Annotated in this window: 15 protein-coding genes; 6 read left to right on the forward strand and 9 right to left on the reverse strand. The window is 72.8% G+C overall.

Going from position 1 to position 15,127, the window contains the following annotated elements:
* Positions 1 to 33: 33 nt before the first annotated feature.
* From AC07DO_RS23440 to AC07DO_RS23460, 5 genes are all read right to left on the reverse strand, one after another.
* Positions 34 to 393 (reverse strand): SH3 domain-containing protein, encoded by a 360-nt coding sequence (locus AC07DO_RS23440; protein WP_479062257.1) that lies wholly within the window; start codon positions 391 to 393, stop codon positions 34 to 36.
* 94 nt (positions 394 to 487) lie between these two features.
* Complete coding sequence (locus AC07DO_RS23445; RefSeq protein ID WP_479062259.1) at positions 488 to 1,816, reverse strand: ATP-binding protein; 1,329 nt, start codon at positions 1,814 to 1,816, stop codon at positions 488 to 490.
* Positions 1,816 to 2,559: a hypothetical protein gene (locus AC07DO_RS23450; protein ID WP_479062261.1), complete on the reverse strand. Its 744-nt coding sequence runs from the start codon at positions 2,557 to 2,559 to the stop codon at positions 1,816 to 1,818. The genes AC07DO_RS23445 and AC07DO_RS23450 overlap by 1 nt, the downstream gene beginning before the upstream one ends.
* Positions 2,560 to 2,624: 65 nt before the next feature.
* A complete protein-coding gene (locus tag AC07DO_RS23455; RefSeq protein WP_479062263.1) occupies positions 2,625 to 3,317 on the reverse strand; it encodes a class F sortase in 693 nt (230 codons plus the stop codon).
* A gap of 63 nt (positions 3,318 to 3,380) precedes the next feature.
* Positions 3,381 to 3,983, reverse strand: coding sequence for a hypothetical protein (locus AC07DO_RS23460; RefSeq protein WP_479062265.1), 603 nt, complete (start codon positions 3,981 to 3,983; stop codon positions 3,381 to 3,383).
* 264 nt (positions 3,984 to 4,247) lie between these two features.
* Between AC07DO_RS23460 and AC07DO_RS23465 the strand changes: the two genes are divergently transcribed.
* Positions 4,248 to 5,057, forward strand: a complete 810-nt coding sequence (locus tag AC07DO_RS23465; protein WP_479062267.1) for a nuclease-related domain-containing protein — start codon at positions 4,248 to 4,250, stop codon at positions 5,055 to 5,057.
* A 61-nt stretch (positions 5,058 to 5,118) separates the two neighbouring features.
* Here AC07DO_RS23465 and AC07DO_RS23470 read toward each other — a convergent pair whose 3' ends face one another.
* Complete coding sequence (locus tag AC07DO_RS23470) at positions 5,119 to 5,547, reverse strand: nuclear transport factor 2 family protein (RefSeq protein WP_479062269.1); 429 nt, start codon at positions 5,545 to 5,547, stop codon at positions 5,119 to 5,121.
* A gap of 302 nt (positions 5,548 to 5,849) precedes the next feature.
* Here AC07DO_RS23470 and AC07DO_RS23475 point away from each other — a divergent pair, with 302 nt between their 5' ends.
* Positions 5,850 to 6,596, forward strand: coding sequence for a dienelactone hydrolase family protein (locus AC07DO_RS23475; protein WP_479062497.1), 747 nt, complete (start codon positions 5,850 to 5,852; stop codon positions 6,594 to 6,596).
* A 128-nt stretch (positions 6,597 to 6,724) separates the two neighbouring features.
* On the opposite strand, the gene ligD is transcribed toward AC07DO_RS23475, so the two are convergent.
* Positions 6,725 to 7,615 (reverse strand): non-homologous end-joining DNA ligase, encoded by an 891-nt coding sequence (gene ligD, locus AC07DO_RS23480; RefSeq protein ID WP_479062270.1) that lies wholly within the window; start codon positions 7,613 to 7,615, stop codon positions 6,725 to 6,727.
* A gap of 83 nt (positions 7,616 to 7,698) precedes the next feature.
* Here ligD and ku point away from each other — a divergent pair, with 83 nt between their 5' ends.
* A complete protein-coding gene (ku, locus tag AC07DO_RS23485) occupies positions 7,699 to 8,862 on the forward strand; it encodes a non-homologous end joining protein Ku (RefSeq protein WP_479062272.1) in 1,164 nt (387 codons plus the stop codon).
* A gap of 83 nt (positions 8,863 to 8,945) precedes the next feature.
* Here ku and AC07DO_RS23490 read toward each other — a convergent pair whose 3' ends face one another.
* Positions 8,946 to 9,716 carry a thioesterase II family protein gene (locus AC07DO_RS23490; RefSeq protein ID WP_479062274.1) on the reverse strand — a complete coding sequence of 257 codons (771 nt, stop codon included), beginning with the start codon at positions 9,714 to 9,716 and terminating at the stop codon, positions 8,946 to 8,948.
* Between the two features lie 336 nt (positions 9,717 to 10,052).
* On the opposite strand from AC07DO_RS23490, the gene AC07DO_RS23495 reads away from it, so the two are divergent.
* Genes AC07DO_RS23495 through tatA form a run of 3 tightly spaced genes read left to right on the forward strand, consistent with a single transcriptional unit; the run spans position 10,053 to position 14,158 of the window.
* On the forward strand, positions 10,053 to 10,427 hold the full coding sequence (locus tag AC07DO_RS23495; protein ID WP_479062276.1) for an ArsR/SmtB family transcription factor: 375 nt from the start codon (positions 10,053 to 10,055) through the stop codon (positions 10,425 to 10,427).
* A 7-nt stretch (positions 10,428 to 10,434) separates the two neighbouring features.
* Positions 10,435 to 13,827: a P-type ATPase actuator domain-containing protein gene (locus tag AC07DO_RS23500; protein WP_479062278.1), complete on the forward strand. Its 3,393-nt coding sequence runs from the start codon at positions 10,435 to 10,437 to the stop codon at positions 13,825 to 13,827.
* A 22-nt stretch (positions 13,828 to 13,849) separates the two neighbouring features.
* Positions 13,850 to 14,158, forward strand: coding sequence for a Sec-independent protein translocase subunit TatA (gene tatA, locus AC07DO_RS23505; RefSeq protein WP_479062280.1), 309 nt, complete (start codon positions 13,850 to 13,852; stop codon positions 14,156 to 14,158).
* On the opposite strand, the gene AC07DO_RS23510 is transcribed toward tatA, so the two are convergent.
* Complete coding sequence (locus AC07DO_RS23510; protein WP_479062281.1) at positions 14,153 to 14,806, reverse strand: YceI family protein; 654 nt, start codon at positions 14,804 to 14,806, stop codon at positions 14,153 to 14,155. The genes tatA and AC07DO_RS23510 overlap by 6 nt on opposite strands.
* Positions 14,807 to 15,127 lie beyond the last annotated feature (321 nt).

Genomic DNA, 15,127 nt, shown 5'->3' on the forward strand with positions numbered 1-15,127 from the left:
TCGATTATGTCGGCCGGGTGGGGCGGGGCGGCGTCAGCACCAGCGCGGGACCTTGCCGATGTTGGCGATGTAGTGCGCGGAGCCCCAGGCCCAGCTTCCGTCGGTGAGCAGGTACCAGAGGTTGTTGTTGGCGACGCGGTCGCCCCTGGTCTTGCAGAAGATGGTGACCACCTTGCCGCGCGGCACCGTGCGGATCACCTTGCTGCCGCGGGTCGGGGAGGTGTGGAGCAGCAGTCCGGACTTGGCGGTGACGCGGCCCTTGTAGACGGGCGGGTTGTTGCCGGCGTCGCCTGCGCCGTCCAGGGCGACGGCCGGTCCTGCGGCGGCGAGCGCCGCGAGGGCGCCGTCGGCGGCGAGTATGCCGAGCCGGACAGTCGTGGTCCGCGGGGACATGGGGCCTCCTCGGGGGAAGGGGAGCGGGGCGGCCGAGGCGAATGCCCACGAGCCGCAATTCACACTAAAAGCGGCACTTCGGGCACGCGCAAGCTCACGTGCCGCCGTGCGGACTGCCCGTCTCCTCGCCGTCCCCGGCCGTCTCGTACGGCAGCCGCAGCGTCGCCACCGCCCCGCCGTCCGCCGCGTTCGAGAAGGTCAGCCGCGCACCCAGCACCGCGGCCTGGCCCAGCGCGATGGTCAGCCCGAGGCCGTGGCCCTTGCTCGTCCCCTTGCTGGTGCCCTCGGTGCGGAAGCGCTGCGGCCCGTGCTCCACGAGGTACTCCGGATAGCCCTCGCCGTGGTCCCGCACCGAGACGACGGGACCGTCCACGGTCACGAGGACCGGCGACCGCCCGTGCTTGTGCGCGTTGGCCACGAGATTGCCGAGCACCCGCTCCAGGCGCCGCCGGTCGGTGTCCACACAGACATCGCGTACGACGACGAGCTCCGTGCCCTCCCCGGAAGAACGCACCACCCGCTCCGCCAGTGGAGCGAGTTGATGGGCGTCCAGATCCACCGCCTCGCTCTTCGCGTCGAGCCGGGAGATCTCCAGCAGGTCCTCGGTCAGCGTGCGCAGCGCGGCGACCCGGTCCCGCACCAGTTCGGTCGGCCGCCCCGGCGGCAGCAGCTCGGCCGCCGCGTGCAGCCCGGTCAACGGGGTGCGCAGCTCGTGCGCCACGTCCGCGGTGAACCGCTGCTCGCTCAGCAGCTTGCCCTGCAACGTGGACGCCATCGTGTCCAGGGCCCCGGCGACCGCGGCCACCTCGTCCTGGTGCCGCGGGAAACCGGTGTCGTCGGGCCGCGCGTGCGGATCCTCGACGCGCGCGTCCAGGTCGCCCGCGCTGATCCGCCGGGCCACCTGCGCGGTCTGGTGCAGCCGCCGCGTCACCCGTGTCACCGCGAACGCGCCGACCAGCAGCGTCGCCCCGATCGCGAGGACCGATGAGCCGAGGATCGCCCGGTCCAGCCCGTCGATGGTGCGGGCGCCCTGCGCGTAGTCGACCTGGACGGCGATGGCGCGGCCCCCGTCGGCGGGCCCCGCCGCCCACATCGTCGGCCGTGAGTCGTGGGCGGCGACCATCGTGCCGCGCTGCCCGCTCACCGCGAGGTCGCGCAGGCGCGAGGGCAGGCCCACGGGGTCCACGCCCGCGCCGGGGCCGAGCCGGTCGCCCGCCTCGTACCGCTCGGTGACCTCGTCGAGGCGGGAGAGGGCGCGGTCGCGGGCCTGGCCCACGGTCTGGTTGGTCACCGAGACGTGCACGAGCGCGCCGAGCAGCGCGGCGAGCGCACAGCACATGACGGTGATGAAGACGGCGGCCTTCCAGGTGAGGGTCGCCGTCCAGGCGGGGAGCCGCGGCCCGCGCGGCTGACGGTGACTCATCACCCGCCGCTCCCCGAGGGCGAGGGACGGGTGGAGGGCCGGGGCGTCGAGGACTTGGGCGCCTTCGTCCTGGGGCCCTTCGCGGAGCGGACGATCTCGTCGCTGGTCGGCAGCATCGCCTTCTGGTGCGAGTCCCAGGACCACACGGTGTGGTACTCGTACCCCGCGAGGCTGGAGATCGCGCGGATGATCAGGTCCCGCCCGGCGAGCTCGACGCCGAGCACGGCGTCGCTCATCTCCATGATCTGCGTCAGCTGCCGCTTCTCCTCGGCGTAGACGCGGATGTCGAGGTTGTCGTCGGGCGTGGAGACGCCGACGATCAGGTCGTCCCTGCCGTCGCCGGTCAGGTCGCGGTAGTACGCCTTGAGGACCGGGCACCGCCCCTGCTCGCCGGAGCCGTCCTCGGCGCAGTCCTTCAGCCGTTCGAGGGTCTCCTTGTACGCCCGGTCGGTGGGCTCGTACGTTCCCGGGTTCTCGGTGAAGTCCGCGCGCACGACGTCGACCGGGTCCACCTTGCGCAGATCGCCCTTCGGCACCTCGACGCCCTTGACCTTGACGGCCTCTATGGCGCCGTAGTCCTCGGCGGGCACCGAAGGGGACGGCAGGTCCGGCCAGAGGTGCGTGGGCCCCTCGGCGGTCGGCGTCGGTCCCGCGCCCCGCAGCCCGCCGGGATCGCCGCAGCCGCCGGCCAGCAGGACGGCGAGGACGGCGAAGGCGGCGGGCGCGAGCCGGCTGCGTTGCACTGCACTCCTGCCTGCCGCGGGACGCGGCCTGTCGTGGCACCAGGCCTGTCGTTACGTCACCATTGTTACGTCACCAGGTCGGCGTAGAGAATGATGTTGTCCGAGCGGTGACCGCCCACGATGGGCCCACCGCAGGTCAGCAGGCGCAACTCGGGTCGACCGGTCGCCCCGTACACCTTATGGGTGGGGAAGTCTTTCTTGCCGACCTGCTGGATCTCCCGCACCTTGAACGTCGCCGTGCTGCCGTCCGCACGGGGCACCTCGACAGTGTCGCCGACCTTGACCTTCGCGACGTTCTTCAGCAGCGCCGGACCGTTCACCGTGTCGTAGTGCGCGACGATCACGGCGGGCCCCTTCTCGCCGGGCGTGACCCCACCGGTCCACCAGCCGGGCTCGTCCGCCTTGTCCACGGGCGGCACGTCGAGCTCGTGGTCCGCGCCCACGCCGAGGTCGAGCATCGACTTGGCGTCGACCCCCGCGGACGGGATCCGCAGCCCGGTCGGCCTGGACGCCTCCAGCGGGGCGACGGCCTGCTCGGCCCGCGCGGTCGCGGCGTTGTGGACCTTCACATCGGGGGCCGGGTCGCCCTTGCCGCCGCCGCCCTGTCCACAGGCGATCAGGCCGATGCCGAGGGCGCCGGTGAGGGCTGCCGCGGCGGCGATGCGAGCGGTACGGGCGTTGTGCTGCCGGGCTCGCACGGACGCGTGAGGTGTGGGCGGGGTGTCGGGTCCGAAATCGGTGGGGGTGCGACGGGCCATGTGGGGGCTCCTGTGGGTGGCGGAGGGCGGCGGGAAAGTGCCGGCCGACGGTTCGGCCCGGGGTCAGCCGTCCGAGCGGCCGCGGCGCAGCATCGCGAACCCGAGACCGGCGGCACCGGCCGCCGCCATGCCGCCGCCGGCCACGAGGAACGCGGGGTCCCCGGCGTCGCGCACGCCCTCGGCGCCGGCCTTGACCCCGCCCTCGGGGGCGACGGTCTTGTCGCCGGTGCGCGGGGCGGGCCGCTGCTTCTGGTCGTTCTTCGGCCCGTTCTTCGGCCGCGGGGCGACCTTCTGGTCGTTCTTGCCGCCGTCCGTCCGGTCCTTGCCGTCGAGGTAGGCGATGCCGATGTGCCCGTTGGAGGGCCGCAGCTCGTACTTCACGCCGCCCTGGGTGACCGTCCGACGCGTGGCGGAGAGGGTCGCGATCTCCTTGCCCTCGAGGGAGATCGTCGCCACGTACGCACCGCCGCGATTACGGACCTTCGCCGTCGCGCCGTTGCCGAGGGTGACTTCGTGGACCTCGCCCTTCGCGTGCGGCTCGAACGCCGTCGGCGCGGGCGCGGGCGAGTCGGCGAAGGCTCCCGCGGCCGGCAGGAGCAGGGCCCCGCCGACGAGGGTGGAGACGGCGGCGGTGCGGAGGAGGGGGTGGCGGCGGTTGAGGCTCATGGGACGTTCCTTACGGTCGGTCGGCTGATCGCTCCGGCGTGATCGGGGGGACTCGTAAGAAGCTAGATGTCCGCCATTGCGGCAATTCGGCGGCTATGTAACAGCGGTCCGTCGCTGTGTGGGCAGTGCCGTTACGGGGTGGGTGGGACGTCACGCCCGGACCGGGCGCACTCGGCGCAAAGACGCCCCAACTTCTCCCGGCCTCGACCCGGTTCTTGCCGGGGAGCGTGTGGGCTGTTCCCATGGTCGAGGGGGTGAGGGTTCATGACCGGACTGCGTGTCGTACCGGCCTGGAGGCACGGGCAGGAGCGGTTGTACGTCTACCTCGCGGACGGCAGGAACGTGGCCTGGTACGACCGCGAGACGTCCCGCGTCAACCTGCTCAGCGAGGAGCGCGAGGAGGACGTCCTCGATGTTCTCGCCCCCTTCCTGGCAGGCCAGGTCACCGTGGGTCCGCCGCCCGTACCGACCCCCGCCGAACTGGCCCGCCTCGCCCTCCATCCGGACGACGACCTCGCCCCCAACCGCCCCGGCGAGGCCCTGCGGATCTCCCTCGACCGCGACCCGGCGCCCGCCCGCAGGCTGCGCGCCGACGCCCGGCACCGCGCGCTCGCCGCCGAACAGTCGGTGGGCGAGGCGCTGGACGCGCTCGAAGGCGCGGGCTGGCGGGTCCTGCACTCCCTGCCGCTGCCCGGCGACGCCCGCATCCACCATCTGCTGATAGGTCCCGGTGGCCTGTTCTGCGTGGCGACCCTCGCCGTCCGCAAGCAGCGGGTGCGCATCGCCGACCCGATGGTGACGGTCGGCCGGGCCGAGCCGTTCCCCCTGCTGCGCTCGCTCCGCTCGGACGCGGGCAGGGCGTCCTTCGCGCTGACGGCGGAGGTCCGCCCCGTCCTGGTCCTTGCCGGGTCCGGCGCCGCCGACCTGGACGTGGCGGCGCCGCCACGCGACGTGCGGGTGCTGCGCGAGGCGGATCTGCCGGCGCTGGCCCGCTTCGGAGGGGTGCTGAAACCGGCCGATGTGGAGGCGCTGCACGCGCTGGCCAGGGACCGTCGGACGTGGGAGCGGGTCTGACGGCGCCGACCGGGTTCCCTCGGCCGTTGCCGGCCGGGTCCCCTTTGGCCGCCCCCGGTCGCTACAGGTTGTCCCCCCAGCCGCCCTGGATCATGGTCTGGAAGGCCCACGAGCCGCCGCGCCTGATCAGGATGTCGGCGTAGCGCAGCTGCTGCGTCTCGCCGTTCGCCGTCATCACCGAGTCGGTGAAGACGACGGCCATCGCGGGGGAGAGGAAGACCGGCGTGCGCGTGGACTCGAACGTGATGTCCTCGCCGCCGTCCCCCATGACGTGCGTCATGGTCCCCACGAACTGCTCCCGGTCCCACTGCGCCGCCCGCCCGTCGCCCGCGGAGTCGTCGCTGACCAGGTTGAGCGGGAAGACGGCCAGGTCGGCCATCCGCTCGACATCGCGCTTCGCGCTGTGCGCGTCGTACTCGGCGAACCAGGCGTCCAGGCTCGCGCGGTCCTCGTCGGTCGGGACGTATCCGGTGTCGGGAAGAAAGGTCACGCGGTCTCCTCTAATCAACTTTGACTACGGCGTACGGAGGAAGGTATGCCACGGTGGATATGTAGTCAAACTTGATTAGCTGTGACACCGGTCACGACTCGGCGTGCCCATGAGCCCGAAAACCTGTTGGAGGGCGACGGCGGCCACTGCTACGTTTCCCGCGGCCGTGCGAGAGACCGAGGAGGTGGTACCCGTGAACGTATCGACGTGGGTGCTCTCCTCAGGGGTCACGGTCGGGCGACAGATCGTCCGGGAGCGCCGTTCCGCGCATCCCGAAAGGCACGACCATGCATTCCACGACCATGCGTTTCACCTCCGAAAGGCACCTCGACGGCGGCGTCCTCGAGCGTGAGTTCACCCTCGGTGAGGTTCCGGGCATCCTGTGGACGCCTGTTTCCGACGACTCCGAGCCGTCCACCGCGGTGCCGCTGATCCTGCTCGGACACCCGCCGCTCGGACTGGACAAGATGTACCCCAGGCTGGCGGCCCGGGCCCGACAGGCCGTGGCGGACGGCTTCGCCGCGGCCACCATCGAGCTCCCCGGCGCCGGGGTCCGTCCCCGTGTGGCCGTCGTCGACGGGGCCCGCGCCGAGCTGCGCCGGGCCGTGGCGGCCGGCGAGCCGGTCGGCGACGACATCGTGGACCGGCTCATCCTCCCGCTGGTGGAGCAGGCGGTACCGGAATGGCGGGCCGCTTTGGACGCCCTCCTGGCGCTGCCCGGGATCGGCGGCCCGGTCGGATACTCGGGGGGAGTGATCTCCATCGGGGTCCGGCTCGCGGCGGTCGAGCCGCGCGTCTCGGCCGCTGTCCTGTTCGCCGGGAGTCTCGTGCCGCGTGCCGTGTTCGAGGAGGCCCGGCAGGTCACCGTTCCGCTGCACGTCCTGTTGCAGTGGGACGACGAGGGCAACGACCGGCAGGCTTCCCTGGACCTGTTCGACGCCTTCGGCTCCGAGGAGAAGTCCCTGCACGCGAACATGGGCGGGCATGCGGGGGTTCCGCAGTCCGCGGGGGAGGGGGCGGCGCGGTTCTTCGCGCGGCATCTGAAGTGAGGTCGGGCTGCGTCTGACGTGGGGTCGGGCCGTTTCTGACGTGAGGCCGACCGAGGTGCTGCTCCGCTGAGGTCCGGTCTGGGATCCGGGCTGGGGTCCGGGCTGAGGCCCGGCCTGAGGTCCACCCGTCAGGACGGCAGGGGGCGGGCCCGGCCGGGGTCGTCGAGGGGCCCGATCAGGTCCCCGTGCTCCGCGAGGCGTGGCGCGATGTCGTCCGCGGTGAAGACCAGCCGGCCGGGCTCGTCGCACCCCTCGACCTCGTCCCAGGTCACAGGGGTGGAGACGGTCGGCTCCCGCCGCGCCCGCAGGGTGTAGGGCGCGGCGGTGGTCTTCGCGGCCGCGTTCTGGCTGAAGTCGACGAAGACCTTGCCGGGCCGCAGGCTCCGCGTCATGCGGTGCACGACGAGCTCGGGCAGCTCGCGCTCGGCCGCGACGGCCAGCGACTTGGCGTACGCCGTGACCCGTTCGGAGGAGGTCGGCTCCAGCGGTACGAGGAGATGCAGGCCCTTGCTGCCCGACGTCTTCGCGTACACGTGGAAACCGTCGGCGGCCAGCCGCTCCCGCAGCCAGAGCGCCGCCCGGCAGCACTCCACCACGGTGGCGGGCGGCCCCGGGTCCAGATCGAAGACCATCCGGTCGGCCCGGGCCGGGGCGTCGGCCCGCCACTGCGGCACGTGGAACTCGGTGACGAGGTTGGCCGCCCACATCAGCGTGGCCAGGTCCTGGACGAGGACCTGGTGCGCGGTCCCCTCGGAGCGGGAGCGGGGCACCTCGGCGGTATGCACCCAGTCGGGGGTGCCCGGCGGCACATTCTTGGAGAAGAACTGCTGGCCGTCGGGCCCGTCCGGATAGCGAAGGAAGGAGACGGGCCGGTCGCGGAGGTGGGGGAGGAGGGCGTCGGCCGTGGAGGCGTAGTAGTGCAGGACCTCGGCCTTGGTGAAGCCGCTCGCGGGATACAGGACCTTGTCCAGGTTCCTGAGCGCGAGCCGCCGCCCCTCCACCTCTGTGATCGGCGTCATAGGATGAGAGTCCCATAAAGCGCTCATAGTGCCCATAGCGCCACAAGTCGGTCTATCCCCGCCCCCCCAGTGAGGTGTCGGACGTGCGATCCATATGGAACGGTGCGATCTCCTTCGGGCTGGTCAGCATCCCGATCAAGCTCGTGAACGCGACCGAGAGCCACTCGGTCTCCTTCCGCCAGATCCACACGGAGGACGGCGGCCGCATCCGCTACCGCAAGGTGTGCGAGCTGGAGGAGCGCGAGGTGCCGACGGCGGAGATCGGCAAGGGGTACGAGGACGCGGACGGCTCGATCATCCCCATCACGGACCAGGACCTGGCCACGCTGCCCATCCCCACCGCCAAGACGATCGAGATCGTCGCCTTTGTCCCGGCGGACCGCATCGACCCGCTCCAGATGGGCGCCGCGTACTACCTCGCGGCGAGCGGAACCCCGGCCGCCAAGCCGTACACGCTGCTGCGCGAGGCCCTCAAGCGGAGCCAGAAGGTGGCCATCGCGAAGTTCGCGCTACGGGGCCGGGAGCGGCTCGGCATGCTGCGCGTCGTCGACGACGTGATCGCCATGCACGGACTGCTCTGGCCGGACGAGATCCGCGCGCCCGAAGGGGTGGCCCCCGACACGGACGTCACCGTGCGCGACGCCGAGCTCGACCTGGCCGACGCGCTGATGGACACCCTCGGCGAGGTCGACATCAACACCCTGCACGACGACTACCGCGAAGCGGTCGAGGAACTGGTCGCGGCCAAGGTCGACGGAGTGACCCCGGCGGAGAGGGCACCGGCCGGGGACGGCGGCGGCAAGGTCATCGACCTGCTGGCCGCCCTGGAGAACAGCGTCCGCGAGGCGCGCACGGCGCGGGGCGAGCACCCGGAGGGCGTGGGCTCGGGCTCGGCGGGTGCGGACTCGGGTTCGGGGGGTGTGGACTCGGGTTCGGGGGCGGTGGCTGAAGTGACGCCGCTCGCCCGCAAGTCGTCGCGGGCGATGCCCAAGCAGGTGGGCGGGAAGAAGTCGACGTCGGCGAAGGCGAAGGCCGCGCCCGCCGCGAAGAGGGCGACGGGGGCGAAGGCCTCGGACTCGAAGACGTCGGCCAAGTCGACCGCGCGCAGGACGACGGCCAAGAAGACGACGACGGCGAAGTCGACCGGGACGAAGAAGGCGGCGGCGGCCAAGAAGTCGACGGCGAAGAAGACGGCGGGGGCGGGGGCGGCGAGGGCAGGGGCGGGGAGGCGCAGGGCTTCCGCCTGACCGCGGGACGGGAGACGTTCCCGCGCCCACGCCGTCGCGCCTACCCCCGTTACGCCCAAGCCGTCGCGCTTACACCGTCGTGCCTAGGCCGTCGTGCCCCGGCCCGCCGGTGAGGAGGCGACGACCTCCGCGACGTACGGCAGGTGGTCGTCGAGGAAGAAGTGGCCCCCGGGCAGTACGTGGCAGGAGAAGTCGCCGCGCGTCTCGCTCTCCCACGCCCGCGCTCCCTCGACCGTGACGCGGGGGTCCGCGTCTCCGGTCAGCGCGACGACCGGGCAGCCGAGCGGGGGCCCGGCGCGGTGGACGTGGGCGTCGAGGAGCCGGTAGTCGGCGCGTACCGGCGGCAGGATGAGCGGCAGCAGTTCGGGGGAGGAGAGGAGCTCGTTCGCGGTGCCGGAGAGCCTGCGCATCTCGTCCACGAGTTCGCGGTCGGACATCTCGTGCACCGGCCGCCCCGTCGTCGTGGGGCGCAAGGGCAGCGAGGGGGCCTGCCGCCCGGAGACGAACAGGGTCACGGGCGGCCGTCCCTCGGCCGTCATGCGCCGCGCGGTCTCGAAGGCGAGGATCGCGCCCATGCTGTGTCCGAACAGAGCGACGGGCGTGCCGTCACCCGGCCCGGCGAGCGCGGTGAGCGCGGCGAGCACCGCGTCGACGACGTCGTCCGCGCGCTCGGCGAACGGCTCGCCGTGCCGCTCCTGGCGCCCCGGGTACTGCACGACCATCGGGTCGACGGTGCCGGAGACGGCGGCCGACAGCGCGTGGTAGGCGCTGGCAGAGCCGCCCGCGTGCGGGAAGCAGACGAGGCGGGTCCCGGCGGCGGGCGCGGGGTGGAAGTGACGTATCCAGTCGCCCACGAGCGCGACCATCCTTTCGCTGCCGCGCGAGGCGGCGATCTCGGAGTGGGGTGTTCTGTTCCCACGTCATTGGCCTTGGCCATTGGTCATCGGCCATTGGTCAGCATGCCCGAGGGGTGCGCCGGGCCGAAGACCGGGGGAGGGGCGTGGGAGGCCGGGGGCGGAGCCCGGGGCGGGCGGAGGCCGACGGGCTCCGACCTAGACTGACGCCGAACGTTGAGGACGACGAGTACGTCGAGTACGTCGAGGACGACGAGAAGGGCGACGGTGGTGAGAGCGGGAGGCCGACGGACGGCACCGGACGGCGTGAGCGGCCCTGCTGTGAGCGGCCCTGCTGTGAGCGGCCCTGTCCCCTCTCTTGCCGGCGGCCACGACGACCCGCCCCCCGAACTGCTCACGGAAGCGGCCGCCGCCTTCGGCCTGCTCGCCTCGTCCGCGCGGCTGCACATCGTGTGGGCCCTGGCGCAGGGCGAGAGCGACGTGAGCGGTCTCGCGGAGCGGGTGGGCGGCGCGCTGCCCGCCGTGAGCCAGCACCTCACCAAGCTGAAACTGGCCGGGCTCGTCGGGTCGCGCCGCGAGGGCCGCCGCGTGGTGTACTTCGTCGCCGACCCCGACGTGGTGACGGTCGTACGTCTCATGGTCACCCAACTCGCGTCGCGCGCCGGGGCGTCCACCGCTCCGGCCCGCCGGTTCCGCGGAACCGGTGCCTGAGGGTCCGGTGTCCGGACCGACCACGCTCCAGGTCCTGCGCTCGCTGGAGACCGGACCACGCGGCCTCACGGAGGAGGAGGCCGACGCGCGCCTGGCCCGGCACGGTCCGAACGTGCCGCCGGCCCTGCGCCCACTGTCCTGGCCACGCCGTTTCGTACGAGGTCTGCGTGACCCCTTCACCGCGGTCCTGTTCTGCCTGGGCCTTGTCTCGGCCGGCACGGAGGCCTGGGGCACGGCCTCCGTGATCACCGTCCTGGTGGCGGTGAGCTGCGCGCTCCGCGCGACGGGCGAACACCGGGCCGACCGAGCGATGGCGGCTCTGCGTGACCTGGTGCCGACGACGGCGACGGTCGTGCGTCGCCCGACTTCCGACGAGCGGGCGATGTCCCGGGAACTGCCCGCCGACGACCTGGTCCCCGGCGACATCGTCCGGCTCGCTCCCGGGGACGTGATCCCGGCGGACGCGCAGGTGCTCACGGCGACGGGGCTGTCGGTCGACGAGGCACCGCTGACGGGCGAGTCGTCGCCGACGGACAAACACCCCTGGACGCCACCCGACACCGCAACTCCGACCCGCCCCCGCCCCGGACGCGAACCCGGATCCGAACCCGAACCCGAACCCGGACCCGCCCCCCACCTCTGCTTCCAGGGCAGCAGCGTCACCGCGGGCAGCGGTACGGCCGTGGTCACGGCGACGGGACGGCACACGCGCTTCGCCACGACGACGTACACGCCACGGGGAGTTCGCGGCGGCGAGAGGGCAGGGGCCCGCGCCTTCGACCGCTCCGTGCACGGCATCTCCTGGATCCTCGTCCGCTTCATGCTGCTCACGCCTCCGCTGGTGTTCGTGGCGGACGCCGCGCTGCGGGGCCGGGGCCTGGAGACCCTGCCGTTCGCCGTGGCCGTCGCGGTGGGACTCACGCCGGAGATGCTGCCGGTCGTCGTGACGACGTGCCTGGCCCGGGGCGCCGCGCACCTGGCCCGCGCCCACGGCGTGATCGTCAGACGCCTGCCCGCCCTGCACGACCTCGGCGCCATGGACGTCCTGTGCGTGGACAAGACCGGCACGCTCACGCAGGACCGCCCCGTCGTCGACCGCAGCCTCGACGCGGCGGGCCGCGACGCCCCCGAGGCGCTGCACTGGGCGGCGGTGAACGCGTGGTGGACCCTGCAACTGGCCGACCTGCCCACCCCGGACGCGCTGGACGAGGCCATCCTGAACGAGGCAGAGGCTCCCAACGGCCCCACCCCGCCCTCCTGCTCCGCCTACGAAGGCATCACGGCACGGCCCTTCGATCCCGTACGCCGCCTCGCCACCGCGGTCGTCACACGCCCCGGCGCGGGGCTCGGCGTCCACACGCTGGTGGTCAAGGGTGCCGTCGAGAACGTACTGGAGCTCTGCGCTCTGCCCGACGAGGAACGCGCACGCCTCCATGCCCTGGCGTCCCACCACGCGGCGACCGGCCTGCGCCTCCTGGCCGTAGCCACGACCGACCACACCCGCCCGCCCCACAACGCGAAGCGAGCCGCCCGCCCCTCAACCAACCGGCCCGGGGCCAACCACCCCCTGACCGACGGCACTCGCCCGGCCACCGACGCCGCGCGGGCTGACCGGTCCTCGACCGACGGCATCGCGGCCAACCGCCCCTCGACCGACCGGCCCGGGGTCAACCGCCCCGTGACCGATGGCACTCGCCCGGCCACCGACGCCGCGCGGGCTGACCGGTCCTCGACCGACCGGCCCGGGGCCAACCACCCCCTGACCGACGGCACTCGCCCGGCCACCGACGCCGCGCGGGCTGACCGGTCCTCGACCGACCGGCCCGGGGCCAACCACCCTCCGACTGACGGCACTCGCCCGGCCACCGACGCCGTGAGGGCTGACCGGTCCTCGACCGACCGGCCCGGGGCCAACCACCCTCCGACTGACGGCACTCGCCCGGCCACCGACGCCGTGAGGGCTGACCGGACCCCGACCGACGGGACCGCGGCCAACCGCCCCCCGACCGACCCGCCCCCCACGGACTGGCCCCCGACCGACCAGCCTCCGACCAACCGGACCCCAACCACCCACCCCCCAACCACCCACCCCCCAACCACCCACCCCCCGACCGACCCGCACGGACTCACCTTCGTCGGGTTCGTCACCTTCCGCGACGCCCCGGACCCGGCAGCCGGTCCCGCCCTGCGCGCGCTCGCCGACCGAGGCGTCACGGTCAAGATCCTCACCGGCGACCACCCGGGCACGGCCGCACGCGTCTGCCGAGACCTGGACCTTCCCCTCGCCCCCGACGCCATCCGTACGGCCGAGGACATAGACGCCCTCCCTCCCGCCGACGTCGCAGCCCTGGCGGAACTGGCGCACCGCACCACGGTCTTCGCCGGCTGCACGCCCGACCACAAGGCCCGCGTCGTAGCGGCCCTGCGAGCCCACGGCCACACCACGGGCTTCCTCGGCGACGGCGTCAACGACCTGCCGGCCCTGCACGCGGCCGACGTGGGCCTGGCTCCGCACGACGCGGTGCCGGTGGCGAGGGAGGCGGCGGACGTGGTGCTGCCGCAGCAAACGCCGTACGGCACTCCGCACACGCCGTACGGCACTCCACACACCACGACCCCCCACTCCGACTCCGAAGCGGAAGGTCCAACGGGCGGCCCAACGGAAGGTCCAACGGGCGGCGTGGCGGGCCCCCTGCCCAGTGGCGTGGTGGACGGCCTCGCCACGATCGAGCGCGCCGTCACCGCGGGCCGGAGCAGCGGCGCGAACATAGCCACGTACCTGCGCATCACGCTCTCCTCCAACCTCGGCAACGTCATAGCGATGCTCACCGCGGGCCTGCTCCTGCCCTTCCTGCCGATGCTCCCGGCCCAGGTACTGGTCCAGAACCTCTGTTTCGACGCGGCCCAACTCGCCTTCGCCCACGAACGCCCCGCCCCCACCGCCCTGCGCCGCCCCACCGTCCTGCGCCCCCGCGCCTTCCTCCGCCTCATCACGGGCTTCGGCGTGCTCAACGCGGCGGCGGACCTGGCGACCTTCGCGGTCCTCGCGCTCGCGGCACCGGGCCCGACGGGGACGGAGGACGAGTCGCTGTTCCACGCGGGCTGGTTCACCGAGAACCTGCTCACGCAGGCGCTGGCGATGCTGCTCCTGCGCGGCGCGACGTACGCGACGACCGCCCCGGGCAGGACGGCCACCCCGGTCACCTACGCGGCAATGGGCCTGGCAGCCGCAGGCATCCTCCTCCCGCTCTCCCCCCTGGGCCCTCCCCTGGGCATGACACCCCTGCCACCCTTCTACTACGCACTCGTGGCCCTGGTCCTGGCCCTCTACGCGACAGCGCTTCTGGCACTCCGATCCCGCGTCGGACCCCGGAGTAACGGTTGTACAGTTGCGCAATAAGGCAAGTGTCACTGACGGAAGAATGACGAGGGCCCAGATGATCCGCAACGCCCTGCAGCCCTGGCACCTACTGATCGTGCTTCTCGTGGTCGTCGTGGTGTTCGGCTCCAAGAGACTCCCGGACGTCGCCCGCTCGGTGGGCAAGTCCCTGCGCATCCTCAAGAGCGAGACGAAGGCGCTGAGGGACGAGGACGCGCAGCGGGAGCAGGAGCCGGCCGGACAGCGCACCGAGCGCCCCGAGCACACCGGGCGCACCGAGCACACCGGGCGGTCCGAACACACCGAGCGCGCCGAGCGCCCCGAGCGGACCGGCAGCGACGTCACGTCATGACGTGGCCCGGATGGCCGAGATGTCGAACTGCAGCCGCACCTTCTCGCTGACCATCGTGCCGCCCGCCGCGAGGCGCTGGTTGTAGACCAGCCCCCAGTCGGTGCGGTCGATGGTGGTGGTGCCGTCGAACCCGACCCGCTCGAAACCGAAGGGGTCCACGACCGACCCCAGGTAGTCGAGTTGCAGCTCGACGGGACGGGTGACGTCGCGGATGGTCAGGTCCCCGGCCATACGGAAACTCTCCCCGCCGTCGTGGACGGTGGACGTGCTGCGGAACACCATCTCCGGGAAGCGGCGCGCGTCGAAGAAGTCGGCGCCGACGAGGTGCGCGTCCCGCTGCTCCACGCCCGTGTCGACGCTGGCGACCCGGATGACGATCTCGGCCCGCGACGCGGAGGGCCGGTCGCCGTCGAAGTACAGCGTGCTGTCGTAGTCGGCGAAGGCGCCCCGGACGGTCGTCACCATGGCGTGCCGCACGGAGAAGCCGACGCGGCTGTGCGGACCGTCGATGGTCCACTGCCCCGTCAGGCCGCGCAGCGCGGAGTCGAGCGCGACACCGCCGGCGGAGGCGTACGTGCCGGACGAGCCGGTGCCGCCGGCCCACGTCGGCTCGATGGTGGCGGTCTGGCGACGGCTGAAGATGCCCACGGGGTCCGTACCCTCCCTCGACGATGATCGCTCCGTGCTATCACGCGCCCCGCGCCCGCCACCTCGCAAGATGGGTGGCCTCGTCCGGGTTCCATGGTGCCGACGGCAAAGATGCACAGGATCAACATGATGTGGATGCACGGTCGGACGGCCGGACGTCACACACGGTCACGGCAGGGAGCAGGGAGCAGGGAGCAGGGAGCAGGGAGCAGGGAGGGGAGGGCGCCGGCGCCCCGTCACATAGCCCCCCGGGCAGACCCGGCGCCCCGAGCGGCATGCCGGCCCCGACGCACGCACGCACCGCACGCAACACAAGCACGC

This window comes from Streptomyces sp. NPDC045678, from assembly GCF_056432085.1.